This is a genomic window from Granulicoccus phenolivorans DSM 17626 = NBRC 107789 = JCM 15570 (genome assembly GCF_000423085.1).
Classification (GTDB): Bacteria; Actinomycetota; Actinomycetes; order Propionibacteriales; family Propionibacteriaceae; genus Granulicoccus; species Granulicoccus phenolivorans.
Genome location: NZ_AUHH01000016.1, coordinates 61,302 through 84,457, shown reverse-complemented (window position 1 = coordinate 84,457; position 23,156 = coordinate 61,302). Strand labels below are relative to the sequence as shown.

General features: G+C 69.6%; 20 protein-coding genes. 5 read left to right on the top strand and 15 right to left on the bottom strand.

All coding sequences use genetic code 11. From position 1 onward, the window contains the following. Positions 1-512 precede the first annotated feature (512 nt). Positions 513-974, top strand: a complete 462-nt coding sequence (locus G531_RS21400) for a DoxX family protein (protein ID WP_051215248.1) — start codon at positions 513-515, stop codon at positions 972-974. An 86-nt stretch (positions 975-1,060) separates the two neighbouring features. Here the strand turns inward: G531_RS21400 and acnA are convergent, their stop codons facing one another. The 4 genes from acnA to G531_RS21395 form a co-directional block, all read right to left on the bottom strand. Then, entirely contained in the window at positions 1,061-3,742 is a 2,682-nt protein-coding gene (gene acnA / locus G531_RS0108320; protein WP_026926893.1) for an aconitate hydratase AcnA, read from the bottom strand. 148 nt (positions 3,743-3,890) lie between these two features. Beyond that, positions 3,891-6,122, bottom strand: a complete 2,232-nt coding sequence (locus G531_RS0108315) for a 6-phosphofructokinase (RefSeq protein ID WP_026926892.1) — start codon at positions 6,120-6,122, stop codon at positions 3,891-3,893. 62 nt (positions 6,123-6,184) lie between these two features. Beyond that, positions 6,185-7,399, bottom strand: coding sequence for a class I SAM-dependent RNA methyltransferase (locus G531_RS0108310; protein ID WP_081683956.1), 1,215 nt, complete (start codon positions 7,397-7,399; stop codon positions 6,185-6,187). Continuing rightward, entirely contained in the window at positions 7,392-9,458 is a 2,067-nt protein-coding gene (locus tag G531_RS21395; RefSeq protein WP_051215253.1) for an APC family permease, read from the bottom strand. Before G531_RS21395 ends, G531_RS0108310 begins: the two co-directional genes overlap by 8 nt. Positions 9,459-9,538: 80 nt before the next feature. On the opposite strand from G531_RS21395, the gene G531_RS0108300 reads away from it, so the two are divergent. Together G531_RS0108300 and G531_RS0108295 are read left to right on the top strand one after the other, a co-directional pair. After that, positions 9,539-10,186 carry a potassium channel family protein gene (locus tag G531_RS0108300; protein WP_051215252.1) on the top strand — a complete coding sequence of 216 codons (648 nt, stop codon included), beginning with the start codon at positions 9,539-9,541 and terminating at the stop codon, positions 10,184-10,186. Between the two features lie 37 nt (positions 10,187-10,223). Then, entirely contained in the window at positions 10,224-10,913 is a 690-nt protein-coding gene (locus G531_RS0108295; protein WP_026926889.1) for a potassium channel family protein, read from the top strand. Between the two features lie 22 nt (positions 10,914-10,935). Here the strand turns inward: G531_RS0108295 and G531_RS21390 are convergent, their stop codons facing one another. From G531_RS21390 to G531_RS24485, 3 genes are all read right to left on the bottom strand, one after another. Continuing rightward, on the bottom strand, positions 10,936-11,307 hold the full coding sequence (locus G531_RS21390) for an OB-fold nucleic acid binding domain-containing protein (protein ID WP_035758336.1): 372 nt from the start codon (positions 11,305-11,307) through the stop codon (positions 10,936-10,938). Positions 11,308-11,351: 44 nt separating this feature from the next. After that, on the bottom strand, positions 11,352-12,248 hold the full coding sequence (locus G531_RS21385) for a DUF3710 domain-containing protein (protein ID WP_026926888.1): 897 nt from the start codon (positions 12,246-12,248) through the stop codon (positions 11,352-11,354). 140 nt (positions 12,249-12,388) lie between these two features. After that, positions 12,389-12,880, bottom strand: coding sequence for a DUF3093 domain-containing protein (locus tag G531_RS24485; RefSeq protein WP_162143159.1), 492 nt, complete (start codon positions 12,878-12,880; stop codon positions 12,389-12,391). Positions 12,881-13,015: 135 nt separating this feature from the next. Between G531_RS24485 and G531_RS0108275 the strand changes: the two genes are divergently transcribed. After that, the gene (locus G531_RS0108275) at positions 13,016-13,306 is read left to right on the top strand and encodes a DUF4235 domain-containing protein (RefSeq protein WP_026926887.1); all 291 of its coding nucleotides are present in this window, start codon (positions 13,016-13,018) and stop codon (positions 13,304-13,306) included. Positions 13,307-13,430: 124 nt separating this feature from the next. Here the strand turns inward: G531_RS0108275 and G531_RS0108270 are convergent, their stop codons facing one another. Continuing rightward, positions 13,431-13,730 carry a DUF4193 domain-containing protein gene (locus tag G531_RS0108270; RefSeq protein WP_026926886.1) on the bottom strand — a complete coding sequence of 100 codons (300 nt, stop codon included), beginning with the start codon at positions 13,728-13,730 and terminating at the stop codon, positions 13,431-13,433. Between the two features lie 209 nt (positions 13,731-13,939). Then, positions 13,940-14,980 (bottom strand): ferrochelatase, encoded by a 1,041-nt coding sequence (locus tag G531_RS21370; protein WP_035758333.1) that lies wholly within the window; start codon positions 14,978-14,980, stop codon positions 13,940-13,942. A gap of 200 nt (positions 14,981-15,180) precedes the next feature. Here G531_RS21370 and sepH point away from each other — a divergent pair, with 200 nt between their 5' ends. Beyond that, positions 15,181-16,587, top strand: coding sequence for a septation protein SepH (gene sepH, locus G531_RS0108260; RefSeq protein WP_081683954.1), 1,407 nt, complete (start codon positions 15,181-15,183; stop codon positions 16,585-16,587). A gap of 9 nt (positions 16,588-16,596) precedes the next feature. Here sepH and G531_RS0108255 read toward each other — a convergent pair whose 3' ends face one another. From G531_RS0108255 to G531_RS0108230, 6 genes are all read right to left on the bottom strand, one after another. Then, positions 16,597-17,925 (bottom strand): RNA polymerase sigma factor, encoded by a 1,329-nt coding sequence (locus G531_RS0108255; RefSeq protein ID WP_026926884.1) that lies wholly within the window; start codon positions 17,923-17,925, stop codon positions 16,597-16,599. A 6-nt stretch (positions 17,926-17,931) separates the two neighbouring features. Continuing rightward, complete coding sequence (locus G531_RS0108250) at positions 17,932-18,369, bottom strand: YciI family protein (protein WP_026926883.1); 438 nt, start codon at positions 18,367-18,369, stop codon at positions 17,932-17,934. A 952-nt stretch (positions 18,370-19,321) separates the two neighbouring features. Further along, on the bottom strand, positions 19,322-20,026 hold the full coding sequence (locus G531_RS0108245; RefSeq protein WP_245630465.1) for a thymidine kinase: 705 nt from the start codon (positions 20,024-20,026) through the stop codon (positions 19,322-19,324). A 102-nt stretch (positions 20,027-20,128) separates the two neighbouring features. After that, positions 20,129-21,244: an alkaline phosphatase family protein gene (locus G531_RS0108240; protein ID WP_026926881.1), complete on the bottom strand. Its 1,116-nt coding sequence runs from the start codon at positions 21,242-21,244 to the stop codon at positions 20,129-20,131. Further along, the gene (locus G531_RS21365; RefSeq protein ID WP_081683953.1) at positions 21,244-21,879 is read right to left on the bottom strand and encodes a DUF5998 family protein; all 636 of its coding nucleotides are present in this window, start codon (positions 21,877-21,879) and stop codon (positions 21,244-21,246) included. Before G531_RS21365 ends, G531_RS0108240 begins: the two co-directional genes overlap by 1 nt. Positions 21,880-21,900: 21 nt before the next feature. Next, positions 21,901-23,145, bottom strand: a complete 1,245-nt coding sequence (locus G531_RS0108230) for an MFS transporter (RefSeq protein ID WP_162143158.1) — start codon at positions 23,143-23,145, stop codon at positions 21,901-21,903. Positions 23,146-23,156: the final 11 nt, after the last annotated feature.

The window sequence follows — 23,156 nt, the reverse complement described above, 5'->3', positions numbered from 1 at the left end:
GACCCCGAAACGCAGGCGCACCGCGGCGGCCGAAGTGTCGGGACTTGCGCGAATCCCCCCATCTGCGAGGGATGAACCCGGCCAGCGCCCCGGCGTGCCCAAGCACCGAGGGATGACCTCCCTGCAGCACCCCGGAGTGCCCACGCAGCGAGGGATAACCTCCGCCCAGCGTCCGGCGGCACCCAGGGAGCGAAGGCTGACCTCCCTCCAGCGTCCCGGAGCGTCCGGCGGCACCCAGGGAGCGAAGGCTGACCTCCCTCCAGCGTCCCGGAGCGTCCGGGCAGCGAAGGACACTCACATGCAGCGAAGACCGACCCCGGGCAGCGAGCCCACGGGCCTTCGCCGCCCGCTACCTTCCTTCGCTCCATCGACCGGATCCCGAAACGTAGGTGCACCCGGGCGGCCGAGGCGTCGGGCGCAGCCCTCCACCCTCGATGGAACGACCCCAAACTGGACGCACCAAGCCGGCATAGCTAAGGTAAGCCTCACCTTACTTCGACGTTAGGACATCGATGTCACTGCGGTCCCTCCACTCCCTCCTCCATCGGACGCAACCCGGCGCGGTCGCTGCGTTCCGGGTCGTTGTCGGCCTGCTCTTCGCCTGCCACGGCGCCGCCTCGCTGTTCGGCATCCTCGGCGGAGCACACGGCACGAACGGCGGAACCGTCCCCTTCGGAATCTGGCCCTACTGGTACGCCGCACTGATCCAACTGGTGTGCGGCCTGCTGGTGGCGGCCGGGCTGTTCACCCGCCTGGCCGCGCTCATCGCGTCCGGGTCGATGGCCTACGCGTACTTCGTCAGCCATCAGCCCGACGGGGTGCTGCCGTTGCAGAACAACGGCGAGCCGGCCGCGCTGTACGCCTGGGCGTTCCTGCTCCTGGTCTTCACCGGCCCGGGCGCCCTCGCGCTCGAGCGCGTGTTCGGTCGCAAGGACGCGCTGCCCCCTACGCCCGCCCAGGCCGTCGCGGCCTGACCAGCCCATCGCGGCCCGACCCCGACGCGAAAACGCCGACGGCGCCCGGCCGAAACCGGACGCCGTCGGCGCAATCAGTGGCTGGATCAGGCCTTGGCCATGCCCCGCAGCACGTACTGCAGGATGCCACCGTTGAGGTAGTAGTCCCGCTCTCCGGGGGTGTCGATGCGGACCGTGGCGTCGAACTCGACGGTGGAGCCGTCGGGCCGGGTCGCGGTGACCTTCATCGTCTTCGGGGTGACGCCGTTGTTCAGTTCGGTGATCCCGGTGATGTCGAAGACTTCCTCACCGGTCAGGCCGAGCGACTCGTGCGATTCGCCCTCGGGGAACTGCAGCGGGAGGACCCCCATGCCGATCAGGTTCGAACGGTGGATCCGCTCGAAGCTCTCGCAGATGACGGCCTTGATGCCCAGCAGCGCCGAGCCCTTGGCCGCCCAGTCACGCGAGGAGCCGGAGCCGTACTCCTTGCCGCCCAGGACGACCAGCGGGGTGCCGGCGGCCTGGTAGTTCACCGAGGCGTCGTAGATGAACCCGACCGGGCCACCCTCCTGGGTGAAGTCGCGGGTGTAGCCACCCTCGGTGCCCGGGGCGATCTGGTTGCGCAGCCGGATGTTGGCGAAGGTGCCGCGCATCATGACTTCGTGGTTGCCCCGGCGCGAGCCGTAGGAGTTGAAGTCCTTCGGCGCGACGCCGTGCGCGGTCAGGTACTGACCCGCGGGGGTGTCGGCCTTGATGTTGCCGGCCGGGGAGATGTGGTCGGTGGTGACCGAGTCGCCCAGCTTCAGCAGCACCCGGGCACCGGAGATGTCGGTGACCGGCGCCGGGGTGGCCGGCATGTTCTCGAAGTACGGCGGCTTGCGGATGTAGGTCGAGTCCGCGGCCCACTCGAAGGTCTTGCCCTCCGGGGTGGGCAGGGCCTGCCAGCGGTCATCGCCGGCGAAGACGTCCTGGTAGGCATTGGTGAACATCTCGGAGTTGATCGAGGCGTCGATCGCGGCCTGGACCTCTTCGGTGCTCGGCCAGATGTCGGCCATGAAGACGTCGTTGCCCTGGTCGTCCTGACCGATCGGCTCGTTGGCCAGGTCGATGTTCATGGTGCCCGCCAGGGCGTACACCACGACCAGCGGCGGGGACGCGAGGTAGTTCATCTTCACGTCGGGGCTGATCCGGCCCTCGAAGTTACGGTTGCCCGACAGGACCGCGGTGACCGCGAGATCGTTGTCGTTGACCGCCTTGGAGACCTCGGGGATGAGCGGGCCGGTGTTGCCGATACAGGTGGCGCAGCCGTAGCCGGTCAGGTTGTAGCCCAGCTTGTCCAGGTACGGCCACAGCCCGGCCTTCTCGTAGTAGTCGGTGACGACCTTCGAGCCCGGGGCCATGGTGGTCTTCACCCACGGCTTGCGGGACAGGCCCTTCTCCACCGCCTTCTTGGCCAGCAGGCCGGCCGCCATCATCACGCTCGGGTTGGAGGTGTTGGTGCAGGAGGTGATCGAGGCCACGGTGACCGATCCGTCACCGATCTCGAAGCTCTCGCCGGAGGCCAGGGTGACCGGAACGGTCCGGTTCAGGTCGGCGTTGTACGGGGCCTGCGCCGCGGTGGCCTGGAAGCTGGCCTTCGACTCCGACAGCAGCACCCGGTCCTGGGGACGCTTCGGGCCCGAGATCGACGGGACGACGGTGGCCAGGTCCAGCTCGAGGTACTCGGAGTACTTCGCTTCCTTGGTGTCGTCGTGCCACAGGCCCTGGGCCTTCGCGTACGTCTCGACCAGGGCGATCTGCTCCTCCGAACGCCCGGTGAGCCGCAGGTACTCGGTGGTCTTGTCATCGATCGGGAAGACCGCGATGGTGGAGCCGTACTCGGGGCTCATGTTGCCGATGGTGGCGCGGTTGGCCAGCGGGACGGTGGACACACCCGGGCCGTAGAACTCGACGAACTTGCCGACGACCTTGTGCTCACGCAGCATCTGGGTGATGGTCAGCACCAGGTCGGTCGCGGTGACGCCGTCGGGGAGGGAGCCGTGCAGCTTGAAGCCGACCACGCGCGGGATCAGCATGGAGACCGGCTGGCCGAGCATCGCGGCCTCGGCCTCGATGCCGCCCACGCCCCAGCCGACCACACCGAGGCCGTTGACCATGGTGGTGTGGGAGTCGGTGCCGACGCAGGTGTCGGGGTACGCCTGCAGGACGCCGTTGACCTCGCGCGGGAAGATGACCCGGGCCAGCTTCTCGATGTTGACCTGGTGCACGATGCCGGTGTCCGGCGGCACGACCTTGAAGTCGTCGAAGGCGGTCTGGCCCCAGCGCAGGAACTGGTAGCGCTCCTTGTTGCGCTCGTACTCGATCTCGACGTTCTGCTCGAAGGCCTGCGGGGTGCCGAAGGCCTCGATGATGACGGAGTGGTCGATCACCATTTCGGCCGGGGAGAGCGGGTTGACCTGGTCGGCGTCGCCGCCGACGTCCATGATCGCCTCGCGCATGGTGGCCAGGTCGACGACACAGGGCACGCCGGTGAAGTCCTGCATGACCACCCGGGCGGGGGTGAACTGGATCTCCTGGCTGGGCTGGGCGTTCTGGTCCCAGTTGCCGAGCGCCCGGATCTGGTCGGCGGTGATGTTCGCGCCGTCCTCGTTGCGCAGCAGGTTCTCCAGCAGCACCTTGAGGCTGTACGGGAGGCTGTCGGAGCCCTCTACCGCATCCAGCTTGAAGATCTCATAGTTCTTGCCGGCCACCTCGAGGGTGGACTTGGCACCAAAACTGTTGACACTCATCGAATCAACTCCCAGACCGTTGTGTCGTACGAACCGATCGGCGAGGGCATCCTCGCCAAGTCTTGACGCCAACGTATCATCGCCGCCCGACTCAGGTTTCGGCCTGCGGCGTTGGCGAGAAGCGCGCCCGACCGCGCCGCGCAGCGGGTCAGCGCGGTTCCTCGGCGACCGCCTGCAGCACGGCCCGCAGCTCGAGCCACCATTGCCGCCGCGGCCGCCGGAACACCGTGTCGGCGTCGTCGAACATCCGCTCCATCGGCGTCGCGACGAGCTGTCCGGCCAGCGTACCGACCGAGCAGGCGGCGTCCCCGCCGGCCTCGAGCTGGGCCTTGAGCGTATCGATCCCGAAATCGACCAACTGGGTGGCCAGCAACCGGTCGGACGGGCTCGGATTGCCGCCCTGCTGCAGGTGCCCGAGGATCGCCTGGCGTACGTCGAACAGGTCCCCGCCCTCCTCCTCGAACACCCGGGCCATGAAGTCGGTGGTGTAGAGCGGGTTGGCCTCCTCGTTGCGGATCGCCAGGAACAGCCGCCGCCCGTGGGCGAAGCCGTGATTGAGCAACTCGACGTCGCGGCCCAGGTCGGCCAGGGTGACCCCGTCCTCGTGCAGGTAGACCCGTTCGGCGCCGCCGGCCAGCCCACCCATCAGGGTCAGGTAGCCACAGTGGCGCCCCATCGTCTCCACCACGAAGCAGCGCCGGGAGGCGCTGGCGGACTGCTTGATCCGGTCCAGCGCGTCACTGATCTCGTTCAGCGCGGTGTCCGAGCCGATCGACAGTTCGCTGCCGGGCAGGTTGTTGTCGATCGAGGCGGGCACGCACACCATCGGGATCCGGAATGCCGGGTATCGGTCCCGTTCGCGCCACAGCAGATTTGCGGCCAGGTACGCGTTCCAGCCGCCGATCACCAGCAGCCCGTCGATCCGTTCGTTCTCCAGCACCCGGCCGATGGCGTACAGGTGCTCGATCTCGGGTACCCGGCGCCGGGTGCCGAGTTCGGCCCCGCCGAGTCCGGCCCACCCCTCGACGTCACCCCAGTCGAGCGGGCGTACGTTTCCGTCCGCCAGGCCGGGGAACCCGCCGACGGCCCCGACCATCTGGAACCCCTCCTCGATCCCGAGCCGGACCGCGGCGTGGGCGGCGGTGTTCATCCCCGGTGCCAGGCCGCCGGCGTGCACGATCGCGATCCGTTTGGCGTCGGCGTCGGCCCGGACCCGGGGTGGTTCCGACATGGCCCGGAAGATCCGGTGCATGTGCGCGAAGCTGCTGCCGCGCAGTTCGACGGCGCGGTCGTAGTCGCCCTGGTCGATCAGCGCCGGCACCTGCCGGGTCGCGGCGACTGCTTCCATCAGCGGGATCTCGATGATCGTGTTACCGCGGTTGCCGATCACCACCGAGGGCGTTCCGGGGGCCGCCTCGAACACCGTCTTCACCGCGACATAGCCCAGCCAGGTACTCATCCAGCGGTCGTACGCCGAGGGCGACCCGCCGCGCTGCACGTGGCCGAGGATGGTGACCCGGGTGTCCTCCCCCAGCCGCTCGGCGATCTGATCCTTCACGTACTCGGCGGTGATCGGGTTCCCGGCCCGGTCGGTCGCTCCCTCGGCGACGATCACCATCGATTCCCGCCGCCCGGCCGCGCGACCACGGCGCAGTTCGGCGCACATCCGTTCCTCCCAGCCGTCCGGCGGCGGCTGCTCGGGGATCAGCGAGAAGTCACAGGTCCCGGCGATCGCCGACATCAGCGCCAGGTAGCCGCAGTGGCGGCCCATCACCTCGACCACGAAGCTGCGCTGGTGGGAGGCCGCGGTGGAGGAGATGTCATCGAGGGCGTCGACGATCCGGTGCAGGGCGGAGTCGGCCCCGATGGTCTGGTCGGTGCCGACCAGGTCGTTGTCGATCGAGCCGACCAGCCCGGCGATGATCAGGTCGGGATGGCGGTCGATCAGCTCGGGATCGACCTCGCCGGCCTCGCGTACCTCGGCCAGCAGGTCCGGCCACGCCTCCCGGAAAGCGTTCGCGCCGGTCAGCGAGCCGTCTCCGCCGATCACCACCAGGCGGTCGATCCCGTGCCGCAGCAGGTTGGTGGCCGCCTTCAGTTGTCCGGGCCGGGTGCGGAAGTCCTTGGAGCGGTAGGTCCCGATGATGGTGCCGCCGCGGTGCAGGATGCTGCCGACCGAATCCCAGTCCGCGGGGGTGATCCCGTCTCCCCCGTCGACCAGGCCCTGATAGCCCTCGTGGATCAGGAACATCTGCGCCCCCAGCCGCAGCCCGGCCCGGACCACCGCGCGGACCGCGGCGTTCATGCCCGGGGCGTCGCCCCCACTGGTGAGGACGCCGATCCGGACGGGAAGGTGCGTGGGGCGGGCGGGCGAACTCATGGAAGCTCCCGTTCGAACGGCTGACGGACCGCCTCCATCTTCTCGCCCCGGTCGGCACCGGGTCAGGCGGGGTGCAGGATTGCGACGCACTCCACATGATGGGTCCAGCCGAACAGGTCGTACGCGGTGATCGAGTCGGGCTGGTAGCCGGCCGCGGCGGCGTACGCCAGGTCCCGGGCCAGCGCGGCCGGATCACAGGCGACGTACGCGATCGCCCGCGGCGTGCGGGCGGCGACCTGCTGGATCACCTGTTTCCCGGCACCGCTGCGCGGCGGATCGAGGACGACCAGGTCGGTGCGGTGCGGCAGCTTCGACAGCACCCGGTCGACCCGGCCGCTGGTGAACCGGGCGGCCCGGACATTGCGCCGGGCGCAGGACACCGCATCCTTGTCCGACTCCACGCCCCACATGGTGACCCCACGGGCGGCCAGCGCCCCGGCGAACAGGCCCACCCCGCAGTACAGGTCGAAGCCGCGCTCGCCGGCCCGCGGGTCGAGTCCGGCCAGGACCGCGGCGACCAGGGTGTCCGCGGAGCGGGGATGGATCTGCCAGAACCCGTCGGTGGGCACCTCGAAGTCGATTCCGGCCGCGGTCTCGGTGACCGTGTCGACGGCCGGCGCACCGGTGTGCACCACGCGGCCCGAGGCCGCCTCGATCTGTCGCACCTCGATGTCGGGGGCCAGGTCGGCGAGGTCGGCGACCCCGAGTTCGGCAGCACTCGGGGCGGGGCCGGCCGCGATCCGGCACCCGACCTGCGGCAGCGGGATCACGGTGTGGCTGTGATGGGCCAGTTGCCCCAGTTCGCCGCCGCTGACCCGGTACCGCATCCGGGTCCGCCAGTGATCGGTCGGGGCCACCTCGGCGACCTCCCCGGACCATTCGATCCCGGCCAGCCGCTGCAGCTGCTCGGCCACCACCCGACGCTTGAGCTCGCGCTGGAAGGCCGGATCGACGTGGGCGAAATCGCAGCCACCACAGCCGCCGGGGCCGGCGACCGGGCAGGCCGACGGGATCCGTTCCGGGGCGGGCGTACGGATCTCCACCGCGTCGCCCAGCCAGTACCGGGCATGGGAGGTGTCGGTGATCCGGACCAGGACCTCTTCCCCGGGCAGGGCGTGCCGGACGAAGACCACCCGGGCCTGGTACCGGGCCACACAGTGGCCGCCGTGGGCGATCGGGCCGACCGGGAGCGGACCGACGATCTCACCGACCGCGGGCGTCGTCGCGGTGGCCCCGAGGGTCGTTCCCGAGTCAACCCCCGCTCCCGAATCAACCATTGTTCCCCTTCGGGCTCGGCGGGATCACGGTCGTCGGATCGCCCTGGGAATCCGATTGCATCTGGGTGGTGCCGATCCCGCGGAAGGCCAACGGATTCTCCCGCGCGATCCGGTCCTTGGCGACGCTGGCCGACCTCAGCAGGTACGGCACCGAGGTGACCATTACGCCCTTGGCGAAGTGCAGCCGGGTCCGCAGCAGCAGGCCGGTCTGGTTGTGCAGGGGTTGCTCCCACCAGTGCCCGACCACGATCTCGGGAATGTAGACACAGACCACGTCGCGGGGGCTGCTGCGCTGGATCGTGGTCACGTATTTCACGATCGGTCCGGTCACTTCGCGGTACGGGGAGGCGATCACCCGCAACGGCAGACCGAGGTCGGCCGACTTCCAGTGCAGCAAGAGTTTCTGGGTCTCCTCGGCATCCACCTCCACGGTGATCGCCTCCAGGGTGGAGGGCCGGCTCGCCTTGGCGTACATGATCGCCTGGACCACCGGATGGGTGACCTTGGAGACCACCACCACCGCGTGCACCCGGCTGGGCAGCACCCGATCGTCGCCGGGGCGCCACGCGGTCTCCCGGGCCACGGTGACGTAGTGCAGCTTGATCAGCTTCATCACGCCGAACAGGATGGCCATCGCCAGCAGCGCCGCCCACGCGCCGTGGGTGAACTTGGAGATCAGCACAATGATCAGCACCGCGGCGGTGCACACCACGCCGATGCCGTTGATGATCCGGGAGCGTTGCATCGCCGGACGTTTGGTCGGGTCGGTCTCGTTCTTCAGATGCCGGGTCCAGTGCCGGATCATGCCGGTCTGACTGAGGGTGAAGGAGACGAACACCCCGACCACGTACAGCTGGATCAGCTTGGTCACATCGGCGTTGAAGATCAGCACCAGCACGATCGCGGCGACGGCCAGCATGATGATGCCGTTGGAGTACGCGAGCCGGTCCCCGCGGGTGTGCAACTGGCGCGGCAGGAACCCGTCGCGGCCCAGGATCGACCCGAGCACCGGGAACCCGCTGAAGGCGGTATTGGCGGCCAGGAACAGCACCACCATCGTCACGATCACCACGAAGTAGAAGCCCGGCCGGAAGTCGGCGAACACGGTCTCGGCGAGCTGGCCGATGACGGTGCGCTCCACCACCTGGACCGGCTGTCCGTCCTTGGTGAAGTAGGAGGCGCCGTCTTCGATCATCCGCACCCCGGTGAGGTTGGCCAGCGCGATGATGCCCAGCAGCATCGTGATCGACACCCCGCCGAGCATGGCCAGGGTGGTGGCCGCGTTGCGGGACTTGGGCTTGCGGAAGGCGGGGACGCCGTTGGAGATCGCCTCGACGCCGGTCAGTGCCGCCGAACCGGAGGAGAACGCCCGGGCCAGCAGGGCCACCATGGCGATCCCGACGAACGGGTCGTAGCGCGGATCGCCGACCACCTGGTACTGCGCCGAGTCGGCCTGCAGGGGCCGGCCCAGGACCTCGATCTGGATCAGCCCCCACGCGATCATCACGATCACGCCGATGATGAACGCATAGGTCGGGAAGGCGAACAGGGTGCCCGACTCGCGCACCCCGCGAATATTGAGGGCCATCAGGATGATGATCACCACCATCGCGACCAGCCCCTCGCGTCCGGTCAGCCACGGCAGCGCCGATTTGGCGTTCTGCACCCCCGAGGACACCGACACCGCCACGGTCAGGACGTAGTCGACCAGCAGGGCACTGGCCACCGTGAGGCCCGCATTCGGGCCCAGGTTGACCGTGGCCACCTCGTACGCGCCGCCGCCGGAGGGGTAGGCGTGCACGGTCTGCCGGTAGGACAGCACCACGATCGTCATCACCACCGCGACCAGCACCCCGATCTCCCAGGAGAACGCGAACCCGGCCATTCCGGCCAGGGAGAGCGTCAGCAGGATCTCGTCGGGGGCGTAGGCCACCGAGCTGAGCGCGTCGGAGCCGAAAATGGGAAGCGCAATGCGCTTGGGGAGGAGAGTCTCCTGCAACTGGTCACTGGCGAGACGGCGGCCCAGGACCAGGCGTCGCAACCCTGTGGTAACACTCACCCGCACAATGTACGCCCGGCCCGTGGGTTGGCGAATCACCCAACAGTCCATGGCAGGATGAACCCGTGCACATCGTCATCATGGGCTGTGGCCGCGTGGGTTCCCGACTGGCCCGCAGCCTCGAAAAGCGTGGACATTCGGTGGCCGTCATCGACATCGACACCGATGCCTTCCGCCGGCTGGGCCCTGACTTTCATGGTCAGACCGTCAAGGGTGTCGGCTTCGACCGCGGCGTCCTCAGCCGTGCCGGGATCGAGTCCGCCGACGGGTTCGCCGCGGTCTCCAGCGGCGACAACTCCAACATCCTCGCCGCCCGGGTGGTGCGCGAGTCCTTCGGTGTGGACAATGTGGTCGCCCGGATCTATGACCCGGGCCGGGCGCAGGTGTACGAACGGCTGGGGATCCCGACCGTGGCGACCGTACGCTGGGCCGCCGACAAGGTGCTGCGTCGGTTGCTGCCGGAAGGCTCGGAGCCGGTGTGGCGCGACCCCTCGGGCAACGCGCGGCTGATCGAGGTCTGGGTGCATCAGGGCTGGGTCGGTCAGCCGATCCGCCGGCTCCAGGAGGCGGCCCGGACGCCGATCCCGTTCCTGTTGCGGGTCGGCACGGGCATCGTGCCCAGCCCCGAGACTCTGTTCCAGGACGGCGATCTGGCGTACGCCGCGGTCGAACTGGACCGGATCAGCGAGGTCGAGGCGATCTTCGCCGCTCCCCCGGCCCGGCACTGACCGGCCACCCAGGCACCCCATCAGGAAGGCAATACCCATGCGGATCGCAATTGTCGGAGCCGGCAATGTCGGACGCTCGATCGCCCGGGAGCTCCTCGACCACGGCCATGAAGTGCTGTTGATCGAGAAGGATTCCAAGGCGATGAAGTACGACTCGGTACCCGACGCGGAGTGGCTGCTCGCCGACGCCTGTGAGCTGGACTCCCTGGAGCGGGCCAATCTCGATCAGTGCGACGTCTCGATCGCGGCCACCGGGGACGACAAGGTCAACCTGGTGCATTCGCTGCTGGCCAAGACCGAGTTCGGCGTACCGCGCACGGTGGGTCGGGTGAATCACCCGGGCAACGAATGGATGTTCGACGACGTCTGGGGGGTCGATGTCTCCGTGTCGACCCCGCGGATGATGGCCGCCCTGGTCGAGGAGGCGGTGACGGTCGGCAATCTGGTCCGGCTGTTCCGGTTCAAGGACGGTCAGACCAACCTGGTCGAGATGACCCTGGCGGCCGACTCCCCGGTGGTCGGGATGCGGATCGGTGCGGTCGCCCTGCCGGCCGACTCGGCGCTGGTTGCGCTGATCCGCGACGGCCGGGCTTTTCGTCCCGATCCGGAGGGGTCCTTCGAGGCCGGCGACGAGGTCATCTTCGTCACCGCCCCCGCCGACGAGCAGGATCTGGCCCAGTTGCTGTCCCGGGACGGGGCCGAGGTCCGGGCGCGGACCACGCCCTGAGCCGCCGCCCCGGGCAGGGGGGTCAGTGGATCTGCTCGGGGACGTGCAGCAGCTGGTATTTCGGGTTGTACATCTGGCGCTGCTGGCCCTGACAGCTGATCCGGCCCTCGACGATCAGGGTGGCCCCCACCACCACGCCCGGAATGTGGTCGCGCCCCATCCAGGTCAGGTGCACCGTGCCCGAACCGTCACTGAAGTCGACCTCATAGGATCGGGAGTGATCGGTGGCCGGCAGGGTCACCCGTTCGATCCGCCCACGCAGTCGGACGACCTCTCGATCGGTGCAGTCGTCCACCGGAGTGGCACCACACTCCCGGACGTCGCGCTGCTGGTCCTCACGCTCGAGTTCGGCGTCGCTGGACCACAACCGCCGGAGTGAACTGACGAATCCCATGTCTCCTGCCTTGCTGGTGTGTTCGCCTGGTTGGGCGGCCGGCGCTACGCGTCGGCCTCGGCAGCATTCTGCTGCAGTTCGTCCGGAATCGTGAGGGCCAGGACGTCCCCCATCGGTTTCGGGCTGTCGCCACGCCGCACGATCGTGTCGCAGAACACGTCGTAGAGCGGCCCGACCACGTCATCGTCGTAGCCCTGGGCGAGTGCCGCCTCTCCGAACAATACGCCGCGCAGCAGCCATCGGGGTCCTTCGGCCACCCAGGTGCGGGAGGCCTGGATCGCGGTCTGGCCCTCCGGTGTCTGGACCGGTTGATTGCGGATCAGTTCGGTACCGAAGGGGCCCTCCACCAGGTCGGTGAAGCCGCCGGATTCCTGGGTCGCCTCGATGATCTCCTGGCGTACCTCCGCCCACATACCGGGAGTGCTGGGCGCGGCGAAGGCGGCCAGTTCCAGCGCGGAATCCTTGGCGATGAGCAGGGCGGAGACGATCTGCTGGGACGCCTCGTGCATCTGCAGCCGGATCTCGCACTCCGGCATCGGGGTGATGATCATCGAGCCGAAATCGATGCGCTGGATGTCATCGTCCTCGAGGTCGACTTCGTCGATGTCGAAGGGGCCTTCCGCCCGCCAGTCGGCGGAGCGGTCGAACTCGGCCCACTTGCGCTGCTCGGCGGTCAGGCCGGCGAACTCGTCGTCTTCCTCGCTGTCCTCGTCCTCGTCCTCGTCCTCGTCGTCTTCGTCGTCGTCGTCGTCGAGGGTGTCGTCATCGTCGTCGTCTTCGAGGGTGTCGTCTTCATCGTCGGCGTCGTCCGCCAGGTCGGTGGGCTCGTCGTCGACGTCGTCGGAGTCCTCCTCGCGGGTGGTCTCATCCTCGGTCAGGTCGCGTTCGTCCGAGGTCTCCTCCGCGGACTTGGCTGCCTTCTTCTTGCGACCAAAGATCATCTGCTCCCACTTCCTCACTCACCCGGCCGGCTCAGGCTGAGCCACACGACGGTTACGCCCTCAGTCTGCCCCGTGGGGGTGCCTTCTGACCAACCCGGTGATCGCTGGGGAAACGTCCGCGGTTGACGAAATCTTCCCGGTCACTGCGCCAGGCCGCGCCGGATGGCGGCGGCCAGCGGTTCGGGATGCAGGGTGCCGATCACCCAGTGCGGATGCGGGTCGGCAGGATCGTTCAGGGTGACCACGACCAGGCGCTTCAGCCAGGGCCGGGTCACCAGGAAATCCCGTGGATCCGAGCGCGGCCCCAGGACCGCAGCGCTCTCCTCGGCATCCAGCGCGGTGACCTCGGCGATCCACGCATATTCCAACCGGCTGCGCCCGACGGTGAGACCCTCGCTGTCCACGGTGACGGGTCGGTCCAGGTACGGAACCAGGACCAGCGCGGCCGCCACCATGGTCACGACCGCGGCACCCACGCCGAATTGCCAGCCCAGATAGAAGCCCGAGGCGATCCCGATGGAGAGGGCCATCACCACGATCATCGCCGTCCAGACCCACGGCAGTCGCAGCCGCTCGGCATACCACGCCCGGGCCTGCGTACGCCCCGGCGGAACCGGTGTCGTCTCGCTCATCATGTCCTGTCTGCTCGTTCGCGGTACCCGGCGACGCGGCCGTCGGCGTACCTGCCTCCAACCTACCGCGCACCATTAGACTGAGCGGCGTTCGACCAGAGACGATGCCCCGCGTGGGTCATGACAGGAGGCAGCATGGAACCCTCGAAGGGACTGCTGTGGAAGATCTACACCACCCTGATCGGTACGGTCACCACGATCGTGGCGCAGAAGGCCATCACCAAGGGCTGGGAATTGGTGACCGGTGAGGAGCCGCCGGAGCCGGGCGATCCCGATACCCCGCTGGTCAAGGCACTCACCTGGGCGATGGCCTGGGGTGTCGGCGTCGGCGTCGTGCAGTTGCTGACCAACCGCTTCGCGGTCCGGCGCTGGCAGGCCAACCTCGGGTCGGACCACAAGCCGAACAAGGTGAACATCAGCTTCTGATTCCACGCACCGCCGGGCCGGAACCGGTTCGGTCCCGAACGCAGCACAGGGCCTCGCCGACGGCGAGGCCCTGTGCTGTTGCCGAGTGCCTGTGCTGTTACCCAGTGCGCGCCGGCTGCGCGGGTCAGCCCGCGCAGTCGAAGCAGTACTCCTGACCGTTGCGGGTCTCGGCGAGCTGGCTGCGATGGCGTACCAGAAAGCAGCCGGCGCAGGTGAACTCGTCGGACTGCCGCGGCAGCACCCGGACGGTCAGTTCCTCGTGGGAGAGGTCGGCGCCGGGCAGCTCGAAGGATTCCGCGGCCTCGACCTCGTCCTCGTCGACCCGACCGGAGTTCTGGTCGTTGCGACGAGTCTTCAACTCCTCGATGGAGTCTTCCTTGATCTCCTCCTCCGTCTTGCGGGGGGCATCGTAATCTGTCGCCATATTTGTTCTTTCTCCTGTGGGCCAGTCGCTGCAAGCCTGAACCGGTCCGCCCCGGCGGGGTTGCGGACCGGGCCGGGAGCTAACTCCCGAAGTCTGGCGTATGCATATCACACAGGGACAAATCCCCATGCTAGCACTGAAAAATTGGATGCCGGGTCCCTCGAAATAGGGACACGACCCAGCCCGGAAAGAACCGTCCGGGGCGTCAGTCAGTCCGCGGGCCGCTCGGCGACCGCGGGGGTGGCGGGCCGGTACGGATTGGGGCAACAGTTCGCCGCGCAGCGGGGGCCGGGTTCCCCGGCGGCTTCCCCGGCGATGCGGGCCTCGATCCGGTCGACCAGCCCGGACACGAAGACCGGGTGGGTGCCGGCGGTCCCCGCCCGGACCAGGCGGATCCCGACGGCGGCGGCGGCCGCGGCGGCCTCGGTATCGAGGTCCCAGACGACCTCCATGTGATCGGAGGTGAATCCGATCGGGGAGAGCACGACTTCCTCGACGCGTTCCTCGGCCAGCAGGGTCAGCAGGTCGTTGATGTCGGGTCCCAGCCAGGGCTGCTGCGGCGGTCCCGACCGGGAGCAGTACGCCAGTTCCCAGACCACCGGACGGCCGGTGCGCTCCTCCAGCGCCCGGACGATCCGGTCGGCAACCTGCCGATGCCAGTCCACGTACGCCCGGCGCCCCGGCCCGCCGGACGCGTCGGCCATCGCCTCGGGGATCGAATGGGTGACGAAGACCAGCCGCCGATTGCCCGAATCGGCACCGAGCCCGGTCCAGGCCTCATGCACCGCCTCGAAGTTGGGCTGGACGAAGCCCCGGTCGAGGGCGTAGTGGTCGATCCGATCGATCTCCACCTCGGTGCCCGCCGCGGCGGCGGCCATGTTCTCCCGATACTGCCGGCATCCGGAGTAGGAGGGGTAGGCACTGGTGGTCAGCATCAGCAGCCGCCGGTGGCCGTCCGCGGCGAGTTCGGGGATCAGGTCGGTCAGCAGCGGATGCCAGTTCCGGTTGCCCCAGAACACCTCGATGTCGTGGCCCCGGCGCCGCAGCTCGGCGGCCAGGGCGTCGCGCAGGTCGCGGCACTGGTCGGGCAGGGGGCTGCGTCCGCCGCGGGCGTAGTAGTGCTCGGCCACCGCGGTCAGTCGATCCTCGGGAATGGGCCGTCCGGCGGTCACCCGGCGCAGGAAGGGCAGCACGTCCTCCGCCCGTTCCGGACCGCCGAAGGAGACCAGGACGATCGCGTCGTAGCTCATCGCTTCCCTTCCCGGGGCCGATCCGAACCGGCCCGTGCCGACCATTTTCCCAAATCACACCGGCCCTTGCGATCCATTCCGCGAACCTCACGCTAGTTTGGTGATGTCGGTAACGTGTGAGATCTGGTTCACCCTTGGCGCAAGGCCGGGCGACCGGCTGCACCGGGTGGGGAACAACGATGGACCGGTAGGGATGACGGATGGATAGTGCGCTGAGACCACGAGAGATCCAGGACCGCCTGCGGATGGGCGAGTCGGTGGAGTCCGTGGCCGAGGCTGCCGGGGTGCCGGTTGAGCGCATCGGTGGCTTCGTTGCCCCGATCATGGCCGAACGCGCCCACGCGGTCGGTCAGGCGCTGCGTGCCAGCGTACGCCGGCGCGGCGAAACCGCGACCCATCGCCGCCTGAACCAGGCCATCACCGAACAATTGGCGCCGCACGGCCTGGACCTGGACTCCCTCGACTGGGACGCCTGGCGCCGACCGGACCGCCGCTGGACCCTGGTCGCGACCTACCAGCCGCCCGAGGGCGACCAGCGCCGGGCCACCTTCATCTTCGACATGCAGGGCAACTTCAGTGTCGCCGACGACGACGAGGGGTCCTGGCTGATCGGCGATTCCGCCCGTCCCGGAGATGTGGTCGATGACCTCGCCCTGGTGCATGCCGTGGGCGGCGACGTGGTCGAGGACACCGTTCCGGTCCACAAGCGCCGCGCCCGGGACCGGGCCCGGGCCGAGGCGGACCGCGACGAGCCGGGGCAGTACGGCTCCGCGGAGCACGCCACCACCCCGGCCGATGCCGATCCAGATTGGGAATACACCGATCCCGAGGTGATCCGCTTCCAGGTCGAAGCCGAACTCGATCAGTACGACGTGGTTCCGGCCGGCCGCAATGAACTCGACGTCCTCTACGACATGCTCGGCGGGATCGCCGAGGACTCGGTGAACGTGTACGCCGGACTCGGCACCGATGACGGCACCCCGCCGGTCGCCGATGATCTGCCGACCGACGATGGTGCGCCCGAGCCCGGACCGGACCGGGAACCGGCCGAGCGGGTCGAGCGGGTCGAGCGGGCGCGGGAATCCGACCGGGCGCGGGAATCGGAACGTACGCCGAAGCCTGGCCCGGAGCGGACGTCTGCTCCGGAGCAGCCGTCGGCACCGGAGCAGGCGTCGGCCCCGGAACCGGCGTCGGCCCCGGAACCGGCGTCGGCCCCGGAACCGGCGTCGGGGGCCGCCGAGGCGCCGGCGCCGAGTCGGGCCGCCCGGCGCCGAGCCGCTCGCTCCGCGCGGCCGGCCCCGCGCACCTCCCCCACCCGCAGGACCGAGGATCCCGTCACCCCGGATTCGCCGCCCGCCGACGAGGTGTCCGAGGACGACGTCGAGCACACCAATGTCGCGATCCACCCCGCGGAGTCCACCGATGACGCCGATGCCACGCCCAAACCCCGACCGCGGCGTACCCGCAAGCCGAAGGAGCCCGAGGGCGAACAGGAGACGCTGACCGGGGACCAGGCGCCGAAGCCGGCCCGCAAGTCCACCCGGAAGCGAGCCCAGGTGCCCAGTTGGGACGAGATCATGTTCGGCTCGCCCCAGGAGCGGCCCTGACCTCGGGCGCTACTGCGCTCCCCGATCCGGACTGCCGCCCCGGGCGGCCTTCGCCAGCAGGACGTCGCGTTCCCGGGCATTGTGCGCCCGGCGGGCTGCCTCGATGAACTCCGCCCGGGCCTCGTCGGTACGCCCCAGCCGGGCCAGTAGTTCGCCGCGTACCGAGGGCAGCAGGTAGGAGGTGGCCAGGCCCCCCTTGCGCCCGGCCGGCCCGTGCCCGGCCGGCCCGTGCCCGGCCAGCCCGTCGACGATCGCCAGCGCCTCCTGCGGCCCGGACGCCTCCGCCACCGCGACGGCCCGGTTGAGCGTGATCACCGGGGAGGGCGCGATCAGTTCCAGGGCCTCGTACGCCGTGACGATGCGGCGCCAGTCGGTGTGGGCCACGTCGGGGGCGATCGCGTGGCATTCGGCGATCGCGGCCTGCAGGGCGTACGGCCCCAGTCCGCGACCGCAATCCTGGGCCCGCTGCAGCGACGCCCGCCCGCGCCGGATCGCTCCCCGGTCCCAGCGGCGTCGATCCTGATCGGCCAGCAGGATCGGCGCTCCGGTGGCGTCCACCCGGGCCGGGAAGCGGGCTGCGGTGAGTTCCATCAGGGCCAGCAGCCCGTGGGTCTCGGGCTCGTCGGGTTGCAGCGCGACCAGCTGGCGCCCCAGCCGGATCGCCTCCCGGCTGAGTTCGGGCCGCATCCAGTCGGTCCCGGCGGTCGCGGTGTGTCCCTCGGTGAAGATCAGGTAGATCACCCCGAGCACGGAGGCCAGCCGTCGTCCCCGCTCGGCCCGCGGCGGAGTCTCGAACGGGACGCCGGCCTCGGCCAGGGTCTGTTTCGCGCGCACGATGCGCTGCTGCACCGTGCTGACCGGGACCAGGAACAGCCGGGCCAGTTCCTCGGTCCCGAGCCCGGCGACCACCCGCAGGGTGAGCGCGACCCGGGCCGGTTCGGACAGCACCGGGTGGCAGGCGGTGAACAGCAGCCGCAGCACGTCATCGCTGATCTCGTCGGGATCCCAGGGCGGCTGGTTCTCCTCGAACCGGTTGAGTTCGAGGTCGTGGGCCAGCGCGGCGGTCCCGGCGGCCTGTCGATCCTGGCGACGCCAATGGTCGGCGGCGCGGCGCTTGGCCACATGGGTGAGCCAGGCGGCCGGATTGCGCGGTATCCCCTGGTCGGGCCAGCGTTCCAGGGCCTGGGCGAGGGCCTCCTGGGCGAGGTCCTCGGCCAGGCCGAAGTCGCCGGTGTAGCGGGCGAGGGTGGCCACGACGCGGGCCGCGTCGATCCGCCACACCGCGGCGACGGCCCGCCGGGTGGCGTCCTGCCCCCGGCCGGCCGTGCCCTCGGTCATCGCCGGTCAGGCCCGCTCGGCCGTGGTGGCGCGGCGGGCGGCCTCCTCGCGCCAGCCCTCTTCCTTCTTGATCCATTCGTTGTCGGCCGGGAAGTCCTCCGTACTGTGGATCCGCCGGACCTCGAGCTTGCTGCCGGGGCCCAGGGGGCACCGCTTGGCCCATTCGGCGGCCTCTTCCCTGGACGCCACCTCGAGGATCCAGAAGCCGTTGAACAGTTCCTTGGTCTCGCCGTAGGGACCATCGGTGACCAGCGGCGGCTCCGCGGTGAAGTCCACGACGAAGCCCTCGGTGGCATCGCTGAGACCTTCGCCGGCCACCAGGACGCCGGCCTGGACCAGCGACTCGTTGTACTTCCCCATCGCCTCGATGATCTGCTCGAAGGGGATCTCCTGGGAGGCCGCCAGCGCTTCGTCGTTCGACCGCATGATGAGCATGTACTGCATGGTGTTCTCCTTCAGCTCGGAGGCTCGCCATTCGAGCCTCTCACTGAACACGTCGCCCGGGAAGCGGGCCGATCGACATTGCGGCGAAAGAATTTTCGACGGACTTCGTGGGGGGGGTGGGGCCGGGGGAAGGTGGCTCCGGGGGTCGGGGTCGGGGTCGGGGTCGGGACAGCGTCGAGGGCCGAGCGATTGTCGCGACAGATTCGAGGGGGACGGGCCCTTCCCGCGACAGATTCGACCACGCGGATCCTTCCCGCGACAGGAACTGCGAGGCCCACCGCTCCCGCGACAGCAACTGCGAGGCCCACCGCTCCCGCGACAGCGAACTCCACCCAGCGCCTCCGAGTGTCACTTCGCGACTGCTCCAGTCAACGCGGGAGGGCTTGGCTGTCGCTGGACCATGCCAACGTACGCGGGGTCACCCGCGGCAACGGTGCCGGGCCGGGCGACGCCGCCGAGCCCCTGCCGACAGCCCCATCTGACCCGGGAAACTCCCCGCGACGGCGAGGCCCGGGGTCGGCTTCCCGGCCGGCGTACGGCTCGGCGCGGTGCGGCGCGAGCGGGACCGCCCGGTGACCGGCGGCTCACCGCCGGGACGAGGTCCGGGCGGCGACAGCACCGGACTCGGAGCGACGGATAGGGCTTCCAGCGATTGCTGCAACCACCCGCGAGATGACCGTGGCCGACGCCGACTGCACCAACCTGTCGCGCGAAGCCCACCGCCCCCAGAATCCATCGCGCGAAGCCCACCACCGCAAGAAACCATCGCGCGAAGCCCACCACCCCCAGAATCCATCGCACGAAGCCCACCACCCCCAGAACCATCGCGCGAAGCCCACCACCCCCAGAATCCATCGCACGAAGCCCACCACCCCCAGAACCATCGCACGAAGCCCACCACCCCCAGAACCATCGCGCGAAGCCCCCCTGACCGCGACCGCCCGACACACCCTCAGGGCCGCTGGTGCTTCGGTTTGATCGTGCCCCCGAACGGCAGCGGGTCCGGGCTCAGATTCGCCTGGGCAATCGCCTTGGTCACCCGACGCCGATGGTGCCGACGACACAGCACCTCGTAGGTGACCTGCCCGCTCGGCTCCGCCTCGGCTCCCAGCAGGGTTCCGGCGAGCAGCGTGCCGGCGTACTCGCTCTCGGGTTCGGGACGGGTATCACCGACCGCGATCTGCTCCCCCTCGGTGACCATCTTCCCGTCCACCAGCCGAGCATTGTGCGTCCCGCGGGAACCGCACCAGCACAGCGGCTGCACCTGCAGGGTTTCCAGCCGGTCGCACAGTTCGACCAGCCGCTTCGAGCCGGGGAACAGTTCGGAGCGGAAATCGCTGAGGATCCCGTACGCGAACACGTCGATCTCCAACTCATCCACGATCCGGGCCAACTGGTCCACCTGTGCGGCGGTGTAGAACTGGGCCTCATCGCAGATCAGGTAGTCCACCCGGCCCCCACTGGTGAGCGCATGGACCAGGTGTTTCCAGAAGTCGAAGTCGGTGTCGACCTCGATCGCCTCCTCCGCCAGCCCCAGGCGGGAGGTGATCTTCGCTTTCCCGGAACGATCCTGCCGGGTGAAGCGCAGCCCGGCCCGGCCGCCCAGGGTCTGGGTGTAGTCCATCTGCAGGGCGAGCGTCGATTTCCCGCAGTCCATCGGTCCGGTGAAGAAGAGCAGATCGGCCACCGGCCCATCCTGCCAGCTACCGCCGCCCGACGCGTACCGCCACCTCGTGCTGGATCAGCGCACCGCGCCGATTCAGTCGATCAGCAGCGGAACGTACATCTCCTGCGGGGTCAGCGAACCGTGCATCCCGACCAGCCCGAACTCGCCGGGCACCGTGGTGGTCAGCGCGGCCCAGTCGGTACGCATCGCAACCAGCACATCGCCGAACCGATCGGCGACCCGGGGCACCATCGGGCCGAACCAGCCCTCGTCGATGGCATCCCCGCGGGTACGGACCCAGGCGTCCGCACCGAGCCGGTCGGCCCAGCGGGCGGCCACCTCTGCCGGGTGGGCGGTATAGAGCTGCCGGAAGCGGCCCTCCCCGCCGATCAGCCGGACCCCGGTACGCAGTTCCGGCTCGTCCTCAATGGTGAGGAAGTTGCGGCTGGGGACGTTCAGCATGCCGTGGTCGCCGGTGATCAGGACCCGGACATCGTCGGGCAGGGCGGCGCGCAGATCGGCCAGCATGGTGTCGATGCGCTGCAATTGCGCCAGCCACTCCGCGGAACCGACGCCCTGGCCGTGCCCGTCGTGGTCGAGCAGCCGCTCGTAGAAATAGACCAGGGTCTGCCGGGCGCCGGTGGCGGCGGTGACCGTCGCCGTGATCCGGGTGTCGTGGTCGAGTTCGTCCTCGATGCCGACGAAGTTGCCCCCGCGCAGCGCGGCCAGGGTGAGCCCGGAGTCGGCGAACTTCGCCAGCGAGACCGAGGTCACCGCGATCCCGCCGTCGAGCCGCTCGAACCAGCCGGGCAGCGGCTGGAACTCGGTCGCCGGGGTGGCACTGTTCCACAGCAGCGGGCTGAAGATCTGGTCCACGGCCGGATTGCGGAAGGTGTAGCCGGCCATGCCGTGCCGGCCGGGCTCGGTGCCGGTGCCCAGGCTGGTCAGCGAGGTGACCGTGGTGCTGGGGACGCCGCTGGTGATCCGGGTCGCGGTCGGCAGCAGGCCCGCCAGGTAGGGCGCGTGCGCGGCGTACGAATCCACCAGGTGCCAGCCGAGCCCGTCGACCAGCACCAGCACGAACCGCTCCCCCGCCGGCACCGGCAGCGGCCGGGCGACGTCGCAGCCCAGCCGGGCCGCGATCGATCCGACGACGTCGGCGAGCGTGCTCTCCCCGTACGCCGGCAGGATCATCGGTTCGGGCAGCATCAGCGCTTCCCCAGGCTGCGGGTGGTCCCCCGGCCGGTGTACTGCTGCAGCAGGGTGCCGAAGCGGACCAGCCGCTCCACCCGCTCCGCGCCGTCGGCGGTCGCCGACATCCGCACGGTCAGGTCATCGGGGGTGATTGCCCCGGTCACCCCGTGATCGGCCTCGCAGTCGGGGTCGGCGCAGGTGGCCGGCTCCCAGTCGATCCGGCGCATCGCGCCCCAGGAGACCGACAGCCAGGCCTCCTGGGCGGGGTCGCCGCGGCGGTAGTTCTCCGGGCTGGACACGACCCGGGTGAGGGCGACGGTGTTGATGCCGGCCAGCCCGATCGACTCGCAGGAGCTGGCCCCCTGCCCGGTGCCGCCGCGCTCCCCGTCGGCGGGCTGCTCATCGGTGTGGGAGATCACCAGGCGGGTCGGGGTCAACGCCAGCACGGTCAGGTGCCGGCGGATCTCGTCCAGGTTGAACGTCGGCTCGTGATGCACGACGAACTCGATCAGCGGCTCATCCCCCACGCCGAGGTTGACGGTGTCCTCGACCAACTCGGGGAAGTAGCCGCAACTGGCCAGATCACCGCGCAACTCGGTCCACAGGGGTGCGGACTCATCGGTGCTCGGCCGGCCGGACAGGAAACTCATTGCTTCATTGTTCCACGAGTTTCACGCTTCAACTTCCCGGCTTGGGTTTCCCGACCCGGTGAGCGGTGCGGGGTCCCGCGCCCAGATCAGGGTGACCGTCATCGCCACGACGGCCAGCACCGCATAGCCCACGGTCAGCTGCAGCAGGGACGCCACCCGCGAGACCTGCCCGGCGATCAGCGTGGCGAGCATCGCCGAGGCGTAGGAGACCAGATAGACCGCCGACAGCAGCGAGGAACGGTCCTGGGCGAGGCTGCCGTACAGGATGCCGCGGATCCCGGCGCTGGCCGCGACCCCCTGGCCGAGCCCCGCCACCAGCCCGAACAGCAGGAACGCGACGACCTGCTGCTGCCACAGCGAGACCAGCAACCCGCAGGTCCCGACCGCGAACAGCACCATCCCCAGGCGCTGGGCCCGGGCCGGTCGCATCCGACCCGACAACGGACCGGCCACCACGCTCGGCGCCATGTAGGAAGCGAACACCAGCGCCACCACCAGGGCATTGCTGGTGCCCAGATAGGTGGCGGTGACCGAGGGCCCGAAACCCTGGTAGTAGCTGCCCAGCGCCCAGGTCGCCGCGGCGACGACACTGACGATCGGCATCAGCGGTTTCGCCCGCTCGGTGAGCCGGATCCGTGGCCGCAGCGAGGCCAGCGCCCCGGGCCGGCGCGGCCGGGTCTCCGCACCGGCCAGCAGCAGGCCGGCACACAGGGCCAGGGCGATCATCATCACCACGTAGATGGTCTGCGTCGGCGCGGGCGCGAACTCGTACAGCGCCCCCGACAGCAGCGATCCCACGGTGAGGCCCAGCAGCGGCGACTGGCTGGACACCATCGAGCCCAACCAGGCCGGATGCGGCGGTGCGGTGTCGACGGCGTACGCGGTGAGCGCGCTGGAGGCCAGACCCGCCGCGACCCCCATCAGCATCCGGCCGACCACCAGCGGAACCACACTGGTCACATTGAGCAGGACCGCGCAGCCGGCGATCAGAATCAGCATCGTGGCCAGTCCCACCGGGCGCCGGCCGACATAGTCCGACAGCCGCCCCAGGCACAGCAGGGCGGCCAGGGTGCCCAGGAAGTACGCCACCACCGTCAGCGACAGGTCGGCGTTGGTCAGCCCGGCGGTGGCCCGGTAGGAGTTGTACAGCGGGACCGGGGAGGACGACGCCGCGAACGCCGCCACCAGCGCCGACGCCGAGGCGAGGAAGGCGATCCGACGACGGCGCCCGGACGGCTTGGGCGTGGCTGCGGGAGAGGGGGTCACCGGCGCCATTC